Origin of the sequence: Paracidovorax cattleyae (assembly GCF_900104515.1) — a bacterium.
GTDB lineage: Bacteria > Pseudomonadota > Gammaproteobacteria > Burkholderiales > Burkholderiaceae_C > Paracidovorax > Paracidovorax cattleyae.
Genome location: NZ_FNJL01000019.1, coordinates 69,890 through 86,932, shown reverse-complemented (window position 1 = coordinate 86,932; position 17,043 = coordinate 69,890). Strand labels below are relative to the sequence as shown.

Here is a 17,043-nt window from a genome sequence, read left to right as displayed (position 1 = left end):
ATTCAGTATCTTGCTCTAACCGGTCAATCAAGGCGACACAGCGGGAGCTTCGCTGCCAGTCGTGTCATCCGCGCCCCCAGCGCGTACCCATTCATCAACGTCGGACAGCTTGAACTTCCACAAGCGACCCACGCGGTGCGCGGGCAAGCGCTTGCTGTCGATCCAGCGATAGATGGAGTCACGCGTGACGCCTAAGTGTTCGGCGACCTGTTCAACGGATACCCAGGGCTCGGTCACGGGATGCTCCAAGAGCGGAAAATTGGATGGCACTCAGTCGCACAAAATGGCAAAGAGTCGAATCTAGCAGGTAATCGTCAGCTTTTCCGTGAAGCGCTACGAAATGCGGTCAGTCTGAACTGAAGCAGCCGCTCGCCAATGCCCGCAACGGGTCGGGAACAGACTGTCGCCCAAGGCGCCGCCAATGGCCGGACTCAGCCTAAAGCGGTCACCGAAAATGCAGGCCGACCGCCAGATGCCAGCAAAGCCCCCCCCGCACTCAATCCAAATACTGCTTCACCACTACAGACGCCTCCACCACCACCGGCCACACCTGCACCCGGTACCAGTCCTCCCCCTCCAACCCATCCTCCGACAGCGACCCCAACCCCGCCGCCGACAACCTCACCCGGTACACCCCCGGCACAAAGGCAAACCGCGCTGCGTCCGGCAAATAGTCCGTACAGCCCGCCACCACCAGCGTCCCAGTCGCCAGGGCGAGCGAAGCCTCCACCACATGGTCGAAGCGCTCGAAATCAGCCGGCGGCTCGGCATCCCACAGTTCCAGCGTCACTGGCACCTGCATGTTCCGTACGGTGCCACAACCCACGATGCCGGGCGCGACCGCCAGCATGCTTTGCACGGCGGCGGCGTCCCAGGCGCCGGAGAGGTCACCCTCGGCCGCCTCGTCCTGCAGGATGAATTGGTGATAGTCCGCCAGCAGGCGGAGATGGTGGGTCTGCACGTTCTTCCCTCCCTGGCCAGAGCGCGTGCAGTTCGTTGCAACCCTCAGGCCGACGGCTCCCTCTGCTCCGCCGCATCCTCCGGCGCCTGCGTGTGCCGGATGAAGATCTGCGCCGCCCAGATGCCCAGTTCGTACAGCAGGCACATGGGCACGGCCAGCGCGAGCTGCGACACCACGTCCGGTGGGGTGACGACGGCGGCGATGATGAAGGCGACGACGATGAAATAGCCGCGGAAGCTCTTGAGCTTGGCCACGTCCACGATGCCCATGCGCGCCAGCACGACGACGACCACGGGCACCTCGAAGGCGAGGCCGAAGGCCAGGAACATGGTGAGCACGAAGCTCAGGTAGGCCTCGATGTCCGGCGCGGCGGTGATGCTCTTGGGCGCGAAGCTCTGGATGAAGCTGAACACCTGCCCGAACACGAAGAAGTAGCAGAACGCCACGCCCGCGAAGAACAGCACGGTGCTGGAGATGACCAGGGGCAGCACGAGCTTCTTCTCGTGCGAGTACAGGCCCGGCGCCACGAAGGCCCACACCTGGTAGAGCACCACGGGCAGGGCCACCAGGAAGGCCGACATCAGCAGGATCTTGAGCGGCACCATGAAGGGCGAGATCACCGAGGTGGCGATCAGCGTCGCGCCTGCGGGCAGGTGCGCCACCAGGGGCGCGGCCAGCAGGTCGTAGAGCCGGCCCGGGCCGGGGTAGAAGAAGAGCACGGCCCCGACGATGCCGACGGCGACGACGGCCTTGATGAGGCGGTCGCGCAGCTCCATGAGGTGCGCGACGAAGGGCTGCTCGGTACCGGCCAGCTCGTCTTCGAGGGAGGGTTTTTCGGACATGGTGGAGGTGGGCGGCCCGCGCGGGGCCGCGCGGACGCGGCCGTCAGCAGGCCATCACTGGAACTTGCGGGGCCGGAAGCGCGCGACGCGCGCCGCGCCCGACTGGGCCTTGGTGCGCACGCCGGCGCGCGCCTTGTACCACTGCGGGGTGGCACTGCGCTTGAGGCGCCAGTTCTTGCCGGGGTGCTTGTAGGTCGGGACGATGCGGGACGATGGCCCTTCCAGGGCGGCGGGGTCCAGGCTGCCGTCGTGGCCGGCCGCGGCCGCATCGGAGGTGCCGGATTCCCAGTCCTTCTGGAATTCGCTCGCGTGGGTCTGGAAGCTGTGGTGGGCGTCGCGCGCGGCGGTCTCCACCGTGTCCTTCATCTTGCGCAGCTCGTCCAGCTCCATGGAGCGGTTGACCTCGGCCTTCACGTCGGCCACGTAGCGCTGCGCCTTGCCCAGCAGGGTGCCGACGGTGCGCGCGACGCGGGGCAGCTTCTCGGGGCCGATGACGATGAGCGCCACGGCGCCGATCAACGCCATCTTGGAGAGGCCGATGTCGATCATGGATGGGCGGGAAGGCGGTTCAGCGGGGAAGAAGGAGGAGGGAAATCAAGGACCGGGGCGCCCGGTCAGCCCTTGTGCCTGGCCTCGACGTCGATCGTGCCCTGGTCGGCGGCGTGCGCCTGCTGGTTCGTCACCTGCCCTGCGGGGGGCGTGGCCGCGGTGGTGGAGGCGGGCGTGCCGTCGGGCGCGGTGCCGTCCTTCATGCCGTCCTTGAAGCCCTTCACGGCACCGCCGAGGTCGGAGCCGATGTTCTTGAGCTTCTTCGTGCCGAACACCATCACCACGATGAGCAGCACGATCAGCCAGTGCCAGATGGAAAAGGAACCCATGGAAATCTCCTAACGAATACGGCCCATTCTAGACCCGGCGCAAGTCACGGAAGTTGCATATCCCTGACCGCCGATGGGAAGGCGTCACTGCGCAAAACGGCGGCATGCCGCAGTCCGGCGGCCGCGGAGCAGGCCATGCCAGCAGACGCCGTGGAACGGGCTTTGCCCGGCCACTGGCGTCGTCCCCCTTCCCGCGCGGCAGCGCGAGAGAAGGGGGAAGCGGCGCAGCCGCTCAGGGGGATATTCACCCTTTGAGCCAGGGGCGCGGACCACCCATCACGTGCAGGTGCAGGTGGTGCACTTCCTGGCCGCCTTCCGTGCCGGTGTTTACCACGATGCGGAATCCGCCGTCCGGGTAGGGATTGCAGCCCTGCTCCAGCGCGAGCTTGGGCGCCAGCACCATCATGCGGCCCAGCAGGCCGGCATGGGCATCGGTCACGCCGGCCATGGAATGCACGTGCAGCTTGGGCACCATGAGGAAGTGGACGGGTGCGCCGGGGTGGATGTCGTGGAAGGCGAAGACTTCGTCGTCCTCATAGACCTTCCGCGAGGGAATCTGGCCGGCGATGATCTTGCAGAAAAGGCAGTCGGGATCGTGCATGGCGTGGGAAAGGAATCGGGTCGGGAAACGCGTCAGGCATTGTCGGCGATGTTCACCGTGGGCCGCACCCCGACGTCCCGGTGGTGGCGCTCGATCCAGGCCTGCCCGGCCGCGCGGCCGAGCGCGAAAAGCTGGCGCACGAACGGCAGGTCGGCGCGCAGCTTGCTGGAGGCACCGAACCCGGCCAGCACGGAGCCGCCGTCGATGCGGTGCATGCGCACGCTCTTGTAGCGCTGCGCATCCAGCTTGCCCTCGGCCAGCAGGCGCCGCACGAACTCGATGGCGCGCATCTCGGCCAGCAGGCTGGCGTTGAAGGTGACCTCGTTCATGCGCTCCATGATGTCGGCCGCGCTGTCGGGCAGTTCGGTGTGCTCGATGGGGTTGATCTGCACCAGCAGGATGTCGGCGCAGCGGGTCTTGTAGATCAGCGGGTGCAGCGCGGGGTTGCCGGAGTAGCCGCCGTCCCAGTAGGGATCGCCCTCGATCTGCACCGCCTTGAAGAGCAGCGGCAGGCAGGCCGAGGCCATGACGGCGTCGGCGCTCAGGCGCTGGCCCGAGAAGATCACGCCGCGGCCGGTGCGCACGTTGGTGGCGCAGACGAAGACGCGCGGCCCGGGCGCGTCGCGCAGTACGTCGAAATCGACCTCGCGCTCCAGCAGCCGGCGCAGCGGGTTGATGCCCAGCGGATTGGTCTGGTAGGGCGACAGCCACTGCGACATCATGCCCATCAGGGGCGTGGAGGCGAGCGGCACGCCCCACATCAGGCTGCCCATGGCGCCCACGCCCTCCCAGAGCCGCGCCAGGGCCTCGCGCGCCATGGCGCAGCCGCGCTCGTGCAGCGCCTCGCCGCGCAGGCCGGGGTTCTGGTGGGCGGCCTGGGCGAAGCCGTGGGCCAGCGCCACCGCGTTCATCGCGCCGGCGCTGGTGCCGCTGATGCCCTCGAAGTGGAAGCGGCCGTCTTCCAGCAGCGCATCCAGCACGCCCCAGGTGAGCGCGCCGTGCGATCCGCCGCCCTGCAGGGCGAGGTTGAGGGGCACCGATCCCGGCGCCGGCGCGGCCCGTTCAGACATCGACGGCCTGTCCCTTGTTCATGGCCACCATGCCGCGCACGATCCGGTAGAGGAACCAGATGGAGATCAGGCCCCAGGCGATCCAGCCGGGGAAGACGAACAGCAGCCACAGCGGCGCCGTGACGAGGTAGAGCACCCCGGCCCAGATCACCGTGCGGATGCGCCAGGAGAAGTGCGAGGCCTGCCATGTGCCCTCGGCATCGCCTTTCTTCACCAGGTCGATGACGAGGGCGATGATGAGCAGCGCCGCGCCGGGCTGCGCGCCCGGGATGACGGCACCCACCGCGACGATGAGGTGCAGGATGTAGCTCACCCAGCCAACGGTTTTCAGGCCGTCGGCGCGCGCGTCGAGGTCGATGTCGGTGATGTCGTTGCGGTTCATGTCGGCGGTCCTCAGGGTTGGGATTCGTCGGCGGCCCGCTGCAGCGACTTGCGCAGCGCCTTTTCCTCGATGCCGCTGGTGCCTTCGCGGCGCTCCAGCTCGGCCACCACGTCGGCGGGCGCCAGGCCGTAGTGCGCCAGGGCGACCATGGAGTGGAACCAGAGGTCGGCCACCTCGTACACGAGCTTGGAGGCGTCCGCGCCGTGGTCCACGTCCTTGGCGGCCATGACCACCTCGGTGGCCTCCTCGCCGATCTTCTTGAGGAAGGCGTCCGGGCCCTTGTGCAGCAGGCGCGCGACGTAGCTCTTGTCGGCGTCGCCGCCGTTGGCGGGCTTGCGGCTCTCGATCACGGCGGCGAGCCGGGCGAGCGCGTCACCGGAATGCACGGCCGGCGCGGCCGAGGGCGAAAGGGAATCGTGGGTCATCGCTGTCACTTGTAGATGGACTCGGGGTCTTTCAAGACCGGATCGACGGCCTGCCAGGCGCCGTCCTTGAGCACGCTGAAGAAGCAGCTGTGCCGGCCGGTGTGGCAGGCGATGCCGGGCTCGTGGCCCAGTTGGGTCACCTTGAGCAGCACCACGTCGTTGTCGCAATCGAGCCGGATCTCGTGCACGGTCTGCACGTGGCCGGATTCCTCGCCCTTGAACCACAGCCTGCCGCGCGAGCGGCTGAAATACACCGCCCGGCCCAGTTCGGCCGTCTTGGCCAGCGCCTCGCGGTTCATCCAGGCGAACATGAGCACGTCGCCCGTGGCCGCTTCCTGCGCGATCACGGGCACGAGGCCCTGCGCATCCCATTTCACTTCATCGAGCCAGTTCATCGCCCCATTCTCCGCTTTTTTGTTGCACTGCAGCATGAAACCATGCCCACCGGGCCATGCCCCTAGAGCCGCACGGGAATGCCCCGCGCGGCCATGCGCTCCTTGGCCTGCGCAACGGTGTATTCACCGTAATGGAAGATGCTGGCGGCCAGGACCGCGTCCGCCCCGCCCTGCTGCACGCCGTCGGCCAGGTCGTCGAGGCTGCCCACGCCGCCCGAGGCGATCACCGGCACGCTCACCGCGTCGCTCACGGCGCGGGTCAGGGCCAGGTCGAAGCCGGACTTGGTGCCGTCCCGGTCCATGCTGGTGAGCAGGATCTCGCCCGCGCCGCGGCGCGCCATCTCGGCGGCCCACTGCACGGCGTCCAGGCCGGTGTTCTTGCGCCCGCCGTGGCTGTACACGTCCCAGCCTTCGCCGCGGGGCGCGCCGTCCGGGCCGGGGCGCGCGGCCTCCTCCGGGGTGCGGCGCTTGGCGTCGATGGCCACCACGATGCACTGCGCGCCGTATTTCGCGGAGGCGGCATCGATCACCTCGGGGTTGGCGATGGCGGCGGAATTGAAGCTGGTCTTGTCCGCGCCCGCGTTCAGCAGGCGCCGCACGTCTTCCACGGTGCGCACGCCGCCGCCCACCGTGAGGGGAATGAACACCTGGCTGGCCACGGCCTCGATGATGGGCAGGATCAGGTCGCGCCCGTCGCTGGTGGCGGTGATGTCCAGGAAGGTGAGCTCGTCCGCCCCCTGGCCGTTGTAGCGCGCGGCGATCTCCACCGGGTCGCCGGCATCGCGCAGCTCCAGGAAGTTCACGCCCTTCACGACGCGGCCTCCGGTGACGTCCAGACAGGGAATGATGCGTTTGGCCAGCATGGGCGGATCCTGCAAGAGAGAAAGAAAAGAAGAAAGCGAAAGGAAGAAATGGGAGCCCCTGGGCAACGCCGTCAGCGCAGCACTTCGAGCCGCTGCCAGCCGGTCCATTCGGCGCCCGGTGCGACTTCGACGGGCCGGTGCACGCAGGCGGCCTCCACGCACAGCATGTGCCGGAAGCCGTCCCCGGGCATGTCCGGCAGCGCCGCGCAGCGCTCCGCGCCGGGGTTCCAGACGACATTCTCGGCCCAGCCGCCCTGGGTGACCGCCAGCACGCCCTGCCCCGTCTCCACGCGCAGCGGCGCGCCGGGGGCGTCGAACACGCTGTCGTATTCGCCGTCGAAGCGCACCGCGCCCTCCTGCACGCCGCGCCGGTCGGCCACGGCATCCCAGCGGGCGCAGCCCCCGAGCCCGTCCACCTGCGCCCGGGCGATGTCCGCCACCCGCAGGTAGGTATGCAATGCGCCGGTGAAGGACCAGGGCGCATCGCCGGTGTTGCGAAGGGTGAGCGACACGCGCAGCGCGTCTTCGGACAGCTCCACGCCCAGCAGGGCCTGGAAGGCATGGGGCCAGAGCGCGCGGGTGGCCTCGTCGCCCTCGAGCGCCATCACGGCACCCGTCACGTGACCGTTTGACGACTCGGATACCAATTTCCAAGGCAAATTTCGCATGAAGCCATGCTTGGGCAAAGCCCCGCGCTGGTTGAACTGGGGGCAGCAGACCGGCACGCCGCCGCGGATCGCCGTGTGCCCGTCATGGGCCGACCGGGGGCTCAGAAAAAGCCGCTCGACGCCGTCCGCGGTGGTCCAGGAAAGCACCTGCGCCCCCTGGAAAGCCACGGTGGCGGCGCCCGACCGGGGGCTGTGCAGCCGGACGGCGGGCAGATCCGGAAACGGCGGGACGGGGGCCGGGGACGCGGCCAAAGCGGTGGCTGTCATATTTCGGATTGTAGGAGTGACGGCCTTTGCGCAGCCGCATGGCGGGCGGTTTGCGGCCCGGGTACGCACCGCGTATTGAACGACAATGCGCCACCCCGCCAACGGCGCAAGGAGAGCGCCGGGGGATCCATCGCTCATTTCTGCCTTGCACCATGCCAGAGAACAAAAGAAAGCTTCCCCCAACGGTCAGCATCCTGATCGCGATGATCATCGGCATCCTCGCGGGATACCTGATCAACACGCACGTCGCGGACAAGGCGGCGGTCGCCGGTTACGTATCGATCCTCTCGGACATCTTCCTGCGGCTGATCAAGATGCTGATCGCGCCGCTGGTCTTCTCCACGCTGGTGGTGGGCATCGCCCACATGGGTGACGCCGCCGCCGTGGGCCGCGTGTTCCTCAAGGCCATGGCGTGGTTCCTGACGGCCTCGCTGGTCTCGCTGGCCCTGGGTCTGGTCCTGGCCAACGTGCTCCAGCCCGGCGCCAACCTCGGCCTGCCGCTGCCGGACACCCACCAGGCGACGCAGCTGGCCACGGGCAAGTTCACGCTCAAGGAGTTCGTGAACCACCTCGTGCCCAAGTCGTTCGCGGAGGCCATGGCCAACAACGAGATCCTGCAGATCGTGGTGTTCTCGATGTTCTTCGGCGTCGCGCTCGCCAGCCTGGGCGACAAGGCCCGCACGCTGGTGCGCTGCGTGGAGGAACTGTCCCACGCCATGCTCAAGATCACCGGCTACGTGATGCGCTTCGCGCCCGTGGCGGTGTTCGCCGCCATGGCCGCCACGGTGGCGGTGAACGGCCTGGGCATCCTGCTCAAGTTCGCGGTGTTCATGGGCCAGTTCTACCTGGGCCTGGTGCTGCTCTGGACCCTGCTGATCACCGCGGGCTTCATCGCGCTGCGCGGCCGGGTGTTCAAGCTGCTGCGCAACATCCGCGAAGCCTTCCTGCTGTCGTTCGCCACGGCAAGCTCCGAGGCCGCCTACCCCAAGCTGCTGGACGCGCTCGACCGCTTCGGCGTGAAGCGCCGGGTGTCCAGCTTCGTGATGCCGCTGGGCTACTCGTTCAACCTCGACGGCTCGATGATCTACTGCACGTTCGCCACGCTGTTCATCGCCCAGGCCTACGGCATCCACCTGCCGATCGAGACGCAGATCACCATGCTGCTGATCCTGATGCTCACCTCCAAGGGCATGGCCGGCGTGCCGCGCGCCTCGCTGGTGGTGATCGCCGCCACGCTGAACCAGTTCCACATCCCCGAGGCCGGCCTGCTGCTGATCCTGGGCGTGGACACCTTCCTGGACATGGGCCGCTCGGCGACCAATGCCGTGGGCAACTCCATCGCCGCCGCGGTCGTGGCGAAGTGGGAAGACGCACTGCTGTCGGAAGAGGATGCGGCCGTGCACGCCGCCACGCTGGACACCCAGCCCGACGACGCCCCCGCAGGCGCCCCGGGCACCGCCACGGCGGCCTGACCTTTTTCAGCCGGCCTGCAGGAGACTGCGGGCCACGCCGTCCTGCCAGCGCCAGGCATCGGCGCACATCCGGTCCAGGCCGAGGCGCGCCTTCCAGCCCAGCAGCCGTTCGGCCAGCCCCGGGTCGGCCCAGCAGGCGGCCACGTCACCGGGCCGCCGCGCCACCACCTGGCAGGGCACCGGCCGGCCGCTCGCGGCCTCGAAGCCGCGCACCATCTCCAGCACCGACACGGGCCGACCCGTGCCCAGGTTCACCGTGAGCAGGCCGGGGTGCGCGCGCAGGTGGCGCAGCGCCGCGACGTGGCCGTCGGCCAGGTCGCACACGTGGATGTAGTCGCGCACGCCCGTGCCGTCCGGCGTGGGGTAGTCGCCGCCATAGACGCTCAGGCGCTCGCGCAGCCCCACGGCCACCTGGGCCACGTAGGGCAGCAGGTTGTTGGGAACGTCCTGCGGGTCTTCGCCGATGAGCCCGCTCTCGTGCGCGCCCACGGGGTTGAAGTAGCGCAGCCGGGCGATGCGCCAGCGGCCCGGCTCGGAGGCGTCCACGTCCGCCAGCACCTGCTCCATCATGAGCTTGCTCTGGCCGTAGGGGTTGGTGGCCGAGAGGGGGAAATCCTCGCGGATGGGCAGGGAGGCCGGCTCGCCGTACACCGTCGCGGACGAGGAGAACACCAGGGTGCGGACGTCCGCCTTGCGCATGGCGCGCAGCAACGCCACCGTGCCGGCCACGTTGTTGTCGTAGTACGACAGCGGCTCGCGCACCGATTCGCCCACCGACTTGAGCGCGGCGAAATGGATCACCGCACCGATGGGATGCTCCGCGAAGATCCGCGCAAGCAGGCCTTCGTCCCGCACGTCGCCCTCGACCAGGTCGGGCACGCGGCCGGTGATGCGGCCCATGCGTTCCAGCACCGAGCGGCGGCTGTTGCAGAAGTTGTCCAGGATGAGGAATGGCAGCCCGGCCTCGGCCAGTGCCACGCAGGTATGCGAGCCGATGAATCCGGCTCCGCCCGTCACAAGTATCACGCGCTGTCCTCCCGTTGAATCCGCCCTATTCTGGCCTGCGTAACACCCGAAGGCCAACCCTGGAATGCAGCCGGCGTGCAAGTGCCGGAGCCCTCTGGAAAGGGAATTTGCTGAAAGCAGCAAAGAGCGCAGGAGAATTGATAATAATTGAAACAATACAATGAATTGTTTTTTTCTATGGGTTTAACCACAGCGGCCCGGTTGGGCCACGATGCACTCCATAGGAGGGAGTGGCCCCGCCCCACCGGGCAGGCAGGCGCTCCGGCGGGCCCCGCGGATCGCGGGCAAACCCTTAGACGTTTTTTCACTTCATAAGACCAACGCGCCGTGTCCAGACGCCTGAGACTGTTGTTTTTCTGCTTGATCGCGCAACTTTCCGCGGCAGTGGCCTGGGCCGCTTCGCCGGCGGTGGCGCTGCATTACGGCCCGTCGGCACCGCTGTCGGAGCTCAAGGTGTTCGACATCGTCGTGGTCGAGCCGGACCACGGCTACGACCCGCAGTCTTTCGCGAAGACGGGCAGTTCCCTCTACGCCTATGTCTCCGTGGCCGAGGTGCAGTCCTCGCGCGCGTACTTCCGCGACATTCCCGATGCCTGGAAGATGGCCCGCAACGGCGCCTGGAACTCCGAGGTGATTGACCAGACGCCCGCCGAGTGGCCCGAGTTCTTCGCCACGCGCGTGGTCGCCCCCCTGTGGGAGAAAGGCTACCGGGGCTTCTTCCTCGACACGCTGGACTCCTACCGCCTGGCAAAGCAGTTCGACGAAGCGGCGCAGCAGCAGGGCCTGGTGCGGGTGATCGAGGCGCTGCACCAGCGCTTTCCCGGTGTCCAGCTGATCCTGAACCGGGGCTTCGAGATCGTGCCCCGGGTGAAGGACAAGGTGCAGATGGTCGCCGCCGAGTCGCTCTTCCAGGGGTGGAACGCCAATACGCGCCGCTACGAGGAAGTGAAGGCCACCGACCGGGAATGGCTGCTGGGGCAGTTGCGCACCATCCATGAGCGCGACGGCCTGCCGGTGCTGGCCATCGACTATGTGCCGCCGGCCGACAGGGAACTCTCGCGCGCCACGGCCGAGCGCATCAAGGCGCTGGGCTTCATCCCCTGGGTGACCGACGGGCAGGTGCGCACCGTGGGCGTGGGCAGCGTCGAGCTGGTGCCGCGCCGGGTGCTGGTCGTCTATTACGGCGGCGAATCGCTCTCGCTCAACTATTCGTCGCCCCACCGCTTCCTGCAGATGCCGCTCAACCACATGGGCTACGTGGTGGACTATGCGGACGTGCGCAACCCGCTGCCCGAGGGTGTCCTGCAGGACCGCTACGCGGGCATCGTCACCTGGTTCTCGGGCTACCTGCCCGAAGGCCGGGTGCGCACCGTGAGCCAGTGGCTGTCCGCGCGGCTCGGCGAGCGCATGCCGCTCGCCGTGATGGGCAACTTCGGCTTCGCGCTGGACCGGCAGTTCAACGAGGCGCTGGGCATCAAGGGCAACGCGAGCCCGCCGCGCGGCGAGCAGCAGGTGGCCGTGCAGGACCCGATGATGGGCTTCGAGCTGGCCGTGCAGCCTTCCAGCGGTTCGCGCTTCGAATGGGTGATGCGCAACGGCGCCCCCGCCCGGCAGCCTGCGCGCGCGCTGATCGAGCACCGCGACGCGCGCGGCGGCTCGTACCTGGGCGGCGCCATCCTGCCGTGGGGCGGCTTCGTCATCGATCCCTTCGTGGTGACGGAAGTGCCCGGCACCGACTATGCCCGCTGGATGGTCGATCCCTTCGCCTTCCTCGCGCAGGCGTTGCGGCTGCAGCCGGTGCCCGTGCCGGACGTCACCACCGAGAACGGCCGGCGCCTGCTGTTCTCGCACGTGGACGGCGACGGCTTCCCCTCGCGCGCGGAACTGGCGGGCAGCCCCAACGCGGGCGGCGTGCTGCTCAAGGAGATCTTCGAGAAGTACACCCAGGTGCCGCAGACCATGTCCGTCATCGAGGCAGAGGTCGCGCCCCACGGGCTGCACCCCGACACCAGCGCGGAGATGGAGGACATCGCGCGGCGCATGTTCCGGCTGCCGCACGTGGAGATCGCCAGCCACACCTATTCGCACCCGTTCCTCTGGGACCGCAGCGTGCGCCACGGCCTCTTCAGCGACAACTCGGAAGCGGCCATGAGCCTGGACGTGCCGGGCTACACGATGGACCTGCGGCGCGAGATCGTGGGCTCCACCGACTACATCAACAGCCGGCTCGCTCCGCCCGACAAGCGCGTGAAAATCCTGCTGTGGTCGGGCGACACGGCGCCCAACGCGGAGGCGCTGGAGATCACCGAAGGCGCGGGCCTGCTGAACATGAACGGCGGCGACACCTCGATCACGCGCACCAATCCGTCGCTCACGGCCGTCGGCGCCTTCGGCATCCAGAAGAACGGCTACCTGCAGGTGTACGCGCCCATCACCAACGAGAACATCTACACCAATCTCTGGAAGGGTCCCTACTACGGCTTCGAGCAGGTGATCCAGAGCTTCGAGATGACCGGGAAGCCCCGGCGCATCAAGCCGGTGGACATCTACTACCACGTGTATTCCGCCAGCAAGCGCGCGGGACTGAACGCGCTGCGCAAGGTGTACGACTGGGCCATGGCGCAGCCGCTGCACCCGGTGTTCGCCTCGGAGTACATCCGCAAGGTGCGCGACTTCCACACCGTCGCCATCGCGCGCGACGGCGGCGGCTGGCGCGTGCGTGGCGACGGCGAGCTGCGCACGCTGCGCCTGCCCGGCGCGCTCGGCACGCCGCAGCTGGCCGCGAGCCAGGGCGTGGCGGGCTACCGGGACGGCAGCGAAGGCCTCTACGTGCACCTCACGGGCGGATCGGCCTGGCTGCGCACGGACCAGGCCTCCGGCATATCGGGCAACACCACGGAGCCGGCCTCAGGGGCCACGGCGGCACGGCCGGCGCCCTACCTGCTCGAAGCCAATGCCCGGATCGCGGACTGGAGCGTGGCGGCCGACGGCACGCGCACCGATTTCCGGCTCACGGGCCATGCCCCCCTCGCTTTCAGCCTCGCGAACGCGCGCGGCTGCCAGGTGCGCGCCGACCAGCGCGCCATCGCCCCGGAACGCCAGGCCGCCACGGCCGGCACCGACGTCCTCGCCTACCGACTGACCCATGCTGCTGCGCAAATCCAGCTCCAGTGCCCAGCCCGCTGAGCGGCCCGTACTGGCGCCGCCCTGGCTGATCACGCTGCTCGCCGGCATGGTGGGCGGCGGCCTGTGGCTGCTCTACCCGCGGCAGGATCTGGAACGCCGGCTGGCCGAGACCGAGAACTCCGCGCTCTCGGTCGCCTATCTGCACAACCTGCTGCGCAGCGACCCGGACAACCCGCGCCTGCGGCTGCTGCTGGCGCAGCGGCAGATCGCCGTCGGCCAGATGGGCGATGCGCGCGCCACGCTGCAGCCTGCGCTGGACTCCGCCGACCCTCAGATCCACCGCGACGCGCTGTGGGCGCTCTGGGAACTGTCGTATGCCGAGTACCAGCGCACGCCCGAGCGGGAAGCCACCTACCGCAAGGCGATGCGCGAGGACCTGCTGCGCCAGCTGCGCGCGCTGTCCGCCGAACCCTGGCCGCTGGAGCGCCGCGTGCTGCTGACGCGCCGCGCCGCCGAGCTGCAGGACCGCGTGCTCGGGGCCGCGATGACCCGCAGGATGGCCGAGGAGGCCACCGATCCGCGGGAAGCCGCCCTGCTCTACGAGCGTGCCGCCAAGGAGGCCCTTGGCCAGTCGGACTACGCGGGCTCCGCGGAGCTCTACCTGCTGGCGCGCCGCGCCACGCCTGACGCGGAGCAGGCCAAGTCCTTCTATATGGCCGCGGTGCGCACCCTGCAGTCCGGCAACCGGCCCGTGGATGCGCTGGAGATGGCCGAGCGCGAGATCGGCCCGCTGGCGAAGGATCCGCAGGTGCTGCTGATGATTACGCAGCTGGCGCGTGCGGCCGGCAAGCCCGCCGTCGCGGACCGCTATGTGCGGCAGCTGCTGCGCATGTCCTGGCTGCGGCAGTGGGAGGACGACGCCACCGCGCTGGCCGCGGCGGTGCCCACCGTCGGCGCGATGCTGCGCCCCATGGCGTGGCACGGTTCCCCCGCGCCCGCCCCGGCTCCGGCGCAGTGCTACGACGATGGCGCCCACCTGCTGCGCCCGCCCATGCTCACCCTGCCGTCCGCCGCCGGCGCCGGTACGGCGAACGGCTGGGGATTCCGCCGCACGGCGGGACCGGCCCCTACGGCCCCTGCTGCACCTGCCGCTCCGGCCGCTTCCGCCCCCGCCCCGGCCCCTGCCGTCGCGGCCCCGCCCGTGCCGATCCCGGCGCACCTGCTGCCCTACGACGAGAAGATCTACGGCATCGCGTTCGAGGTCTTCCTGGAAAACCGCAAGCTCGACGACGCCTGGCTGATCGCGCACGCCGCGGTGCAGGCGCAGCCCGACGACCTGGCCTGGCGCGAACGGCTCGCCCAGGTGTCGGAATGGTCGCAGCGGCCCGGCGTGGCGCTGCAGAACTGGCTGGTGGTGGCCCAGCGCACGCAGAAGGAAGCGGCCTGGCAGGCCGTGCTGCGGATCGCGCCGGGTCAGTTCGACGACACGGCCCTGGTGCAGGCCATCCGCTTCCAGCTGCGCCAGCGGGCGGACGATTTCGGGCTGATCCGCCAGTTGGTGGCCACCTACGAACGCATCGGCGAACCCCAGCCGGCCATCGACTACCTGCGCCAGCACGGCAAGATACCTGAGGCCGTGGAGCTGCTGGCCCAGTTGGCCGAGCGCGCGGGACAACCCACGCTGGCGCTGGAGACCTGGCGCCGCCTGCTGGCGGACCCGAAGCAGCTTACCCCCGAGCGGGCCATGCGCGCAGCGGTGCTCGCGCTCACCCACGACCGGCCCGACGAGGGCCTGGGCTGGCTGGAGGCCGCCCAGCAGCGGCAGGCCCCGTCGGAGGCCGCCGCCATGGATTTCTGGCGCCTGACCGGCCAGCTGGCCGAGAGCCGGCAGCGCCAGGCCCTGGCCGTGCAGGCCTACCGGGCGCTGGTGGGCGCCAAGGACCACGACCGTTCCGACTACGACGCGCTGATCCGCCTGCTCATGGCCGACCAGCCGCTCGAGGCCGCCAAGGTGTCGGCGCTCGCCTGGGAGAAATTCGGCGACCCGCGCTACCTCGTGGATGCGCTGTCGGTCTATTCCAGCCGCAACCAGTGGGACGCGATGCGGCCGCTGATGCGCAAGCTCGAAGCCGGCTCGCAGGAAACGCAGCAGGCGGTTGCCGCCCTGCGGGAGATTCCCGAGTTTCTGCGCCTTGCGGGGGGCTACTACCAGGCCCAGGGCGACCTTGCCCGCGCGCGGCGCTATTACGAGGACGGCCTGCGCGCCAGCCCCGATTCGTCCGAGATGCGCCAGGCGCTCATCTGGCTGTTCATCGACAGCAACGATGCCGTCGCGCTGCGCACCCTGCTGACCACGCAGGAGCGCAGCTGGGCGCGCGACGAGGACGTGCACGACGCGCTCGCCGCCGCCTACCAGGCGCTCTCGCTGCCACAGGTCGCGCTGGAGCGCTACCTCACGCCGCGCGTGGCGCAGCACCAGGACGATTTCCTGTGGCTCATGAACTACGCCGACGCGCTGGACCAGAACCAGCAGACCGACCGTTCCTGGCGCCTGCGCCGCGAACTGCTCTCGCGCGAGTGGCGCGCCGCGCGGCAGGCCGGCGGCGAGCCCGGCAAGCGGCTCACGCCGCAGCAGGCCCGCGCCCGGTGGCTCACCGAGGAAGGCCTGGACACCACGCGCCGCGTGGCCCGCGCCCGCCTCATGCTCACCCAGCGGCCCGGTGATCCGGCGCTGGACGTGCTGCGCGAGCTGCTGCGCATGGACACGGACGACCGCAACCGCATGTCCAACGCGGCGGCGGAAACCGCCATCGGCTGGCTGCAGGATGCCGGCGAGTACACCGCCGAGCGCGGCTACCTCTGGCAGCAGTACGCCCGCGCCCGCGGCACGCGCACCAACCGGCCGCTCTGGGCCGAGATCACGGTGGCGCTGGCCGAGGACGACAAGGCCGCCACCGGCCAGTTGCTGGAAGGTTTCGACGAGCGCCTGCCGCGCTACGACCGTGTCAATGCAGCTCGCGCCGTGGACGATGTGCGGCTCGCGCAGACCGCGGCCTTCGACGCGCAGGGCGAACAGCGGGAGGACGAGCCCCTGCAGCTGCAGCTCACCGAAACCCTGCTGGCGTTCAGCGACCACGCCGGCGGCTACGGCAAGATCCAGCAGCTGGGCGGCCTGGACGAGGACGAGGCCGGCAGCCGTTTCCACATCGCCTTCAATCCGCGCATGGCGCTGGACCTGGAGTTCGCCAGCATCCGGCGCCGCTCCACCGATCCGCTGGTGGTGGTGAATCCTCCGGATGAAAGCGTGTTCGACGCCCGCCTGCACTGGCGCCATCCGGACGGGGAAACCACGCTGCGCGCGGGACGCCGCGTGAGCTTCCAGGCCTATACACCCGTGCAGATCGAGCACGAGCAACGCATCGACAACCGCCTGTCGCTGCGCATGGAACTGGGATTCCAGCTGCCCAGCCAGGAAAGCCTCGCGCTGCGCATCGCCGGCATGAAGCGCCGCGCGGGCGCCAGCCTGCGCTACCAGGCATCGCGCCTGGACCGCTTCGTGCTCGAGTACGCGGACGAGCGCTACCGCCTGCAGACCGGTGCCGGCCTCGGCAGCGGACGGCACACCACGCTGAGCTATATCCACACCTACCGGCAGGAGGCGCCGCTGCTGGAGTTCGGCGCGTTCTGGTCGCGCCACGATTTCTCGCGCACCGACATCTTCTCGCTCGCCCCGCGCGACCGCGAATTCCAGCGCTACCTGCTGCCGGGCATCGTGCCGGGGCCGGACTACTTCCTGCCCGACAGCTTCACCTACTACGGGCTGCAGGTATCGACCAACATGCGCTACGAGGAAGAGTATTCCCGCACGCTGCGGCCCTATGCCAGCGCGAGCCGCACCTGGCACAGCCGGCTGGGGCCGGGCTACGAGGTGCGGCTGGGCATGGCCGGCAGCGTGCTGGGCGGCGACCACCTCGGCCTGACCTGGGGCCTGAGCAAATCGGGCCTGCAGCTGCAGCAGGGGCTCAACCGCAACCTGGTCTTCAGCTACCGGCTGCATTTCTGACGCG

The 17,043-nt window shown here is 69.2% G+C and carries 16 protein-coding genes; 3 read left to right on the top strand and 13 right to left on the bottom strand.

The window, feature by feature from the left end:
* Window positions 1–27: 27 nt before the first annotated feature.
* The 12 genes from BLR05_RS16115 to BLR05_RS16060 all read right to left on the bottom strand — a co-directional run bounded on the left by BLR05_RS16115 (window position 28) and on the right by BLR05_RS16060 (window position 7,352).
* Window positions 28–237 carry a helix-turn-helix domain-containing protein gene (locus BLR05_RS16115; protein ID WP_092836031.1) on the bottom strand — a complete coding sequence of 70 codons (210 nt, stop codon included), beginning with the start codon at window positions 235–237 and terminating at the stop codon, window positions 28–30.
* Window positions 238–496: 259 nt separating this feature from the next.
* On the bottom strand, window positions 497–961 hold the full coding sequence (locus BLR05_RS16110; protein WP_092835990.1) for a hypothetical protein: 465 nt from the start codon (window positions 959–961) through the stop codon (window positions 497–499).
* A 44-nt stretch (window positions 962–1,005) separates the two neighbouring features.
* Complete coding sequence (gene tatC / locus BLR05_RS16105; RefSeq protein WP_092835988.1) at window positions 1,006–1,803, bottom strand: twin-arginine translocase subunit TatC; 798 nt, start codon at window positions 1,801–1,803, stop codon at window positions 1,006–1,008.
* A 54-nt stretch (window positions 1,804–1,857) separates the two neighbouring features.
* Window positions 1,858–2,352, bottom strand: a complete 495-nt coding sequence (tatB, locus tag BLR05_RS16100) for a Sec-independent protein translocase protein TatB (RefSeq protein WP_092835986.1) — start codon at window positions 2,350–2,352, stop codon at window positions 1,858–1,860.
* 65 nt (window positions 2,353–2,417) lie between these two features.
* Window positions 2,418–2,681 (bottom strand): Sec-independent protein translocase subunit TatA, encoded by a 264-nt coding sequence (gene tatA / locus BLR05_RS16095; protein WP_092835984.1) that lies wholly within the window; start codon window positions 2,679–2,681, stop codon window positions 2,418–2,420.
* Between the two features lie 244 nt (window positions 2,682–2,925).
* Window positions 2,926–3,282, bottom strand: a complete 357-nt coding sequence (locus BLR05_RS16090; protein ID WP_092835982.1) for a histidine triad nucleotide-binding protein — start codon at window positions 3,280–3,282, stop codon at window positions 2,926–2,928.
* A gap of 32 nt (window positions 3,283–3,314) precedes the next feature.
* Window positions 3,315–4,352 (bottom strand): patatin-like phospholipase family protein, encoded by a 1,038-nt coding sequence (locus BLR05_RS16085; RefSeq protein ID WP_092835980.1) that lies wholly within the window; start codon window positions 4,350–4,352, stop codon window positions 3,315–3,317.
* Window positions 4,345–4,734: a DUF4870 family protein gene (locus BLR05_RS16080; protein WP_092835978.1), complete on the bottom strand. Its 390-nt coding sequence runs from the start codon at window positions 4,732–4,734 to the stop codon at window positions 4,345–4,347. Before BLR05_RS16080 ends, BLR05_RS16085 begins: the two co-directional genes overlap by 8 nt.
* Before the next feature lie 11 nt (window positions 4,735–4,745).
* Window positions 4,746–5,159 (bottom strand): phosphoribosyl-ATP diphosphatase, encoded by a 414-nt coding sequence (locus BLR05_RS16075; RefSeq protein WP_092835976.1) that lies wholly within the window; start codon window positions 5,157–5,159, stop codon window positions 4,746–4,748.
* Window positions 5,160–5,164: 5 nt separating this feature from the next.
* A complete protein-coding gene (hisI, locus tag BLR05_RS16070) occupies window positions 5,165–5,590 on the bottom strand; it encodes a phosphoribosyl-AMP cyclohydrolase (RefSeq protein ID WP_081483718.1) in 426 nt (141 codons plus the stop codon).
* Between the two features lie 26 nt (window positions 5,591–5,616).
* A complete protein-coding gene (gene hisF, locus BLR05_RS16065) occupies window positions 5,617–6,417 on the bottom strand; it encodes an imidazole glycerol phosphate synthase subunit HisF (RefSeq protein WP_092835974.1) in 801 nt (266 codons plus the stop codon).
* A gap of 71 nt (window positions 6,418–6,488) precedes the next feature.
* Complete coding sequence (locus BLR05_RS16060; protein WP_092835972.1) at window positions 6,489–7,352, bottom strand: D-hexose-6-phosphate mutarotase; 864 nt, start codon at window positions 7,350–7,352, stop codon at window positions 6,489–6,491.
* Window positions 7,353–7,504: 152 nt separating this feature from the next.
* Here BLR05_RS16060 and BLR05_RS16055 point away from each other — a divergent pair, with 152 nt between their 5' ends.
* Entirely contained in the window at window positions 7,505–8,824 is a 1,320-nt protein-coding gene (locus tag BLR05_RS16055) for a dicarboxylate/amino acid:cation symporter (RefSeq protein WP_092835970.1), read from the top strand.
* A 6-nt stretch (window positions 8,825–8,830) separates the two neighbouring features.
* Here the strand turns inward: BLR05_RS16055 and galE are convergent, their stop codons facing one another.
* Window positions 8,831–9,850, bottom strand: coding sequence for a UDP-glucose 4-epimerase GalE (gene galE / locus BLR05_RS16050; RefSeq protein WP_092835968.1), 1,020 nt, complete (start codon window positions 9,848–9,850; stop codon window positions 8,831–8,833).
* Between the two features lie 327 nt (window positions 9,851–10,177).
* Between galE and BLR05_RS16045 the strand changes: the two genes are divergently transcribed.
* Entirely contained in the window at window positions 10,178–13,036 is a 2,859-nt protein-coding gene (locus BLR05_RS16045; protein WP_092835966.1) for a bifunctional glycoside hydrolase/polysaccharide deacetylase family protein, read from the top strand.
* Window positions 12,996–17,039, top strand: coding sequence for a tetratricopeptide repeat protein (locus BLR05_RS16040; protein WP_092835964.1), 4,044 nt, complete (start codon window positions 12,996–12,998; stop codon window positions 17,037–17,039). Before BLR05_RS16045 ends, BLR05_RS16040 begins: the two co-directional genes overlap by 41 nt.
* The last annotated feature ends 4 nt before the right edge of the window (window positions 17,040–17,043 follow it).

What these genes read in the sequence shown, in the direction of transcription:
- tatC (WP_092835988.1), bottom strand. Translation starts at nt 1,803, where the DNA reads ATGTCCGAAAAACCCTCCCTCGAAGACGAGCTGGCCGGTACCGAGCAG.
- tatB (WP_092835986.1), bottom strand. Translation starts at nt 2,352, where the DNA reads ATGATCGACATCGGCCTCTCCAAGATGGCGTTGATCGGCGCCGTGGCG.
- tatA (WP_092835984.1), bottom strand. Translation starts at nt 2,681, where the DNA reads ATGGGTTCCTTTTCCATCTGGCACTGGCTGATCGTGCTGCTCATCGTG.
- BLR05_RS16090 (WP_092835982.1), bottom strand. Translation starts at nt 3,282, where the DNA reads ATGCACGATCCCGACTGCCTTTTCTGCAAGATCATCGCCGGCCAGATT.
- BLR05_RS16085 (WP_092835980.1), bottom strand. Translation starts at nt 4,352, where the DNA reads ATGTCTGAACGGGCCGCGCCGGCGCCGGGATCGGTGCCCCTCAACCTC.
- BLR05_RS16080 (WP_092835978.1), bottom strand. Translation starts at nt 4,734, where the DNA reads ATGAACCGCAACGACATCACCGACATCGACCTCGACGCGCGCGCCGAC.
- BLR05_RS16075 (WP_092835976.1), bottom strand. Translation starts at nt 5,159, where the DNA reads ATGACCCACGATTCCCTTTCGCCCTCGGCCGCGCCGGCCGTGCATTCC.
- hisI (WP_081483718.1), bottom strand. Translation starts at nt 5,590, where the DNA reads ATGCTGCAGTGCAACAAAAAAGCGGAGAATGGGGCGATGAACTGGCTC.
- hisF (WP_092835974.1), bottom strand. Translation starts at nt 6,417, where the DNA reads ATGCTGGCCAAACGCATCATTCCCTGTCTGGACGTCACCGGAGGCCGC.
- BLR05_RS16060 (WP_092835972.1), bottom strand. Translation starts at nt 7,352, where the DNA reads ATGACAGCCACCGCTTTGGCCGCGTCCCCGGCCCCCGTCCCGCCGTTT.
- BLR05_RS16055 (WP_092835970.1), top strand. Translation starts at nt 7,505, where the DNA reads ATGCCAGAGAACAAAAGAAAGCTTCCCCCAACGGTCAGCATCCTGATC.
- BLR05_RS16040 (WP_092835964.1), top strand. Translation starts at nt 12,996, where the DNA reads ATGCTGCTGCGCAAATCCAGCTCCAGTGCCCAGCCCGCTGAGCGGCCC.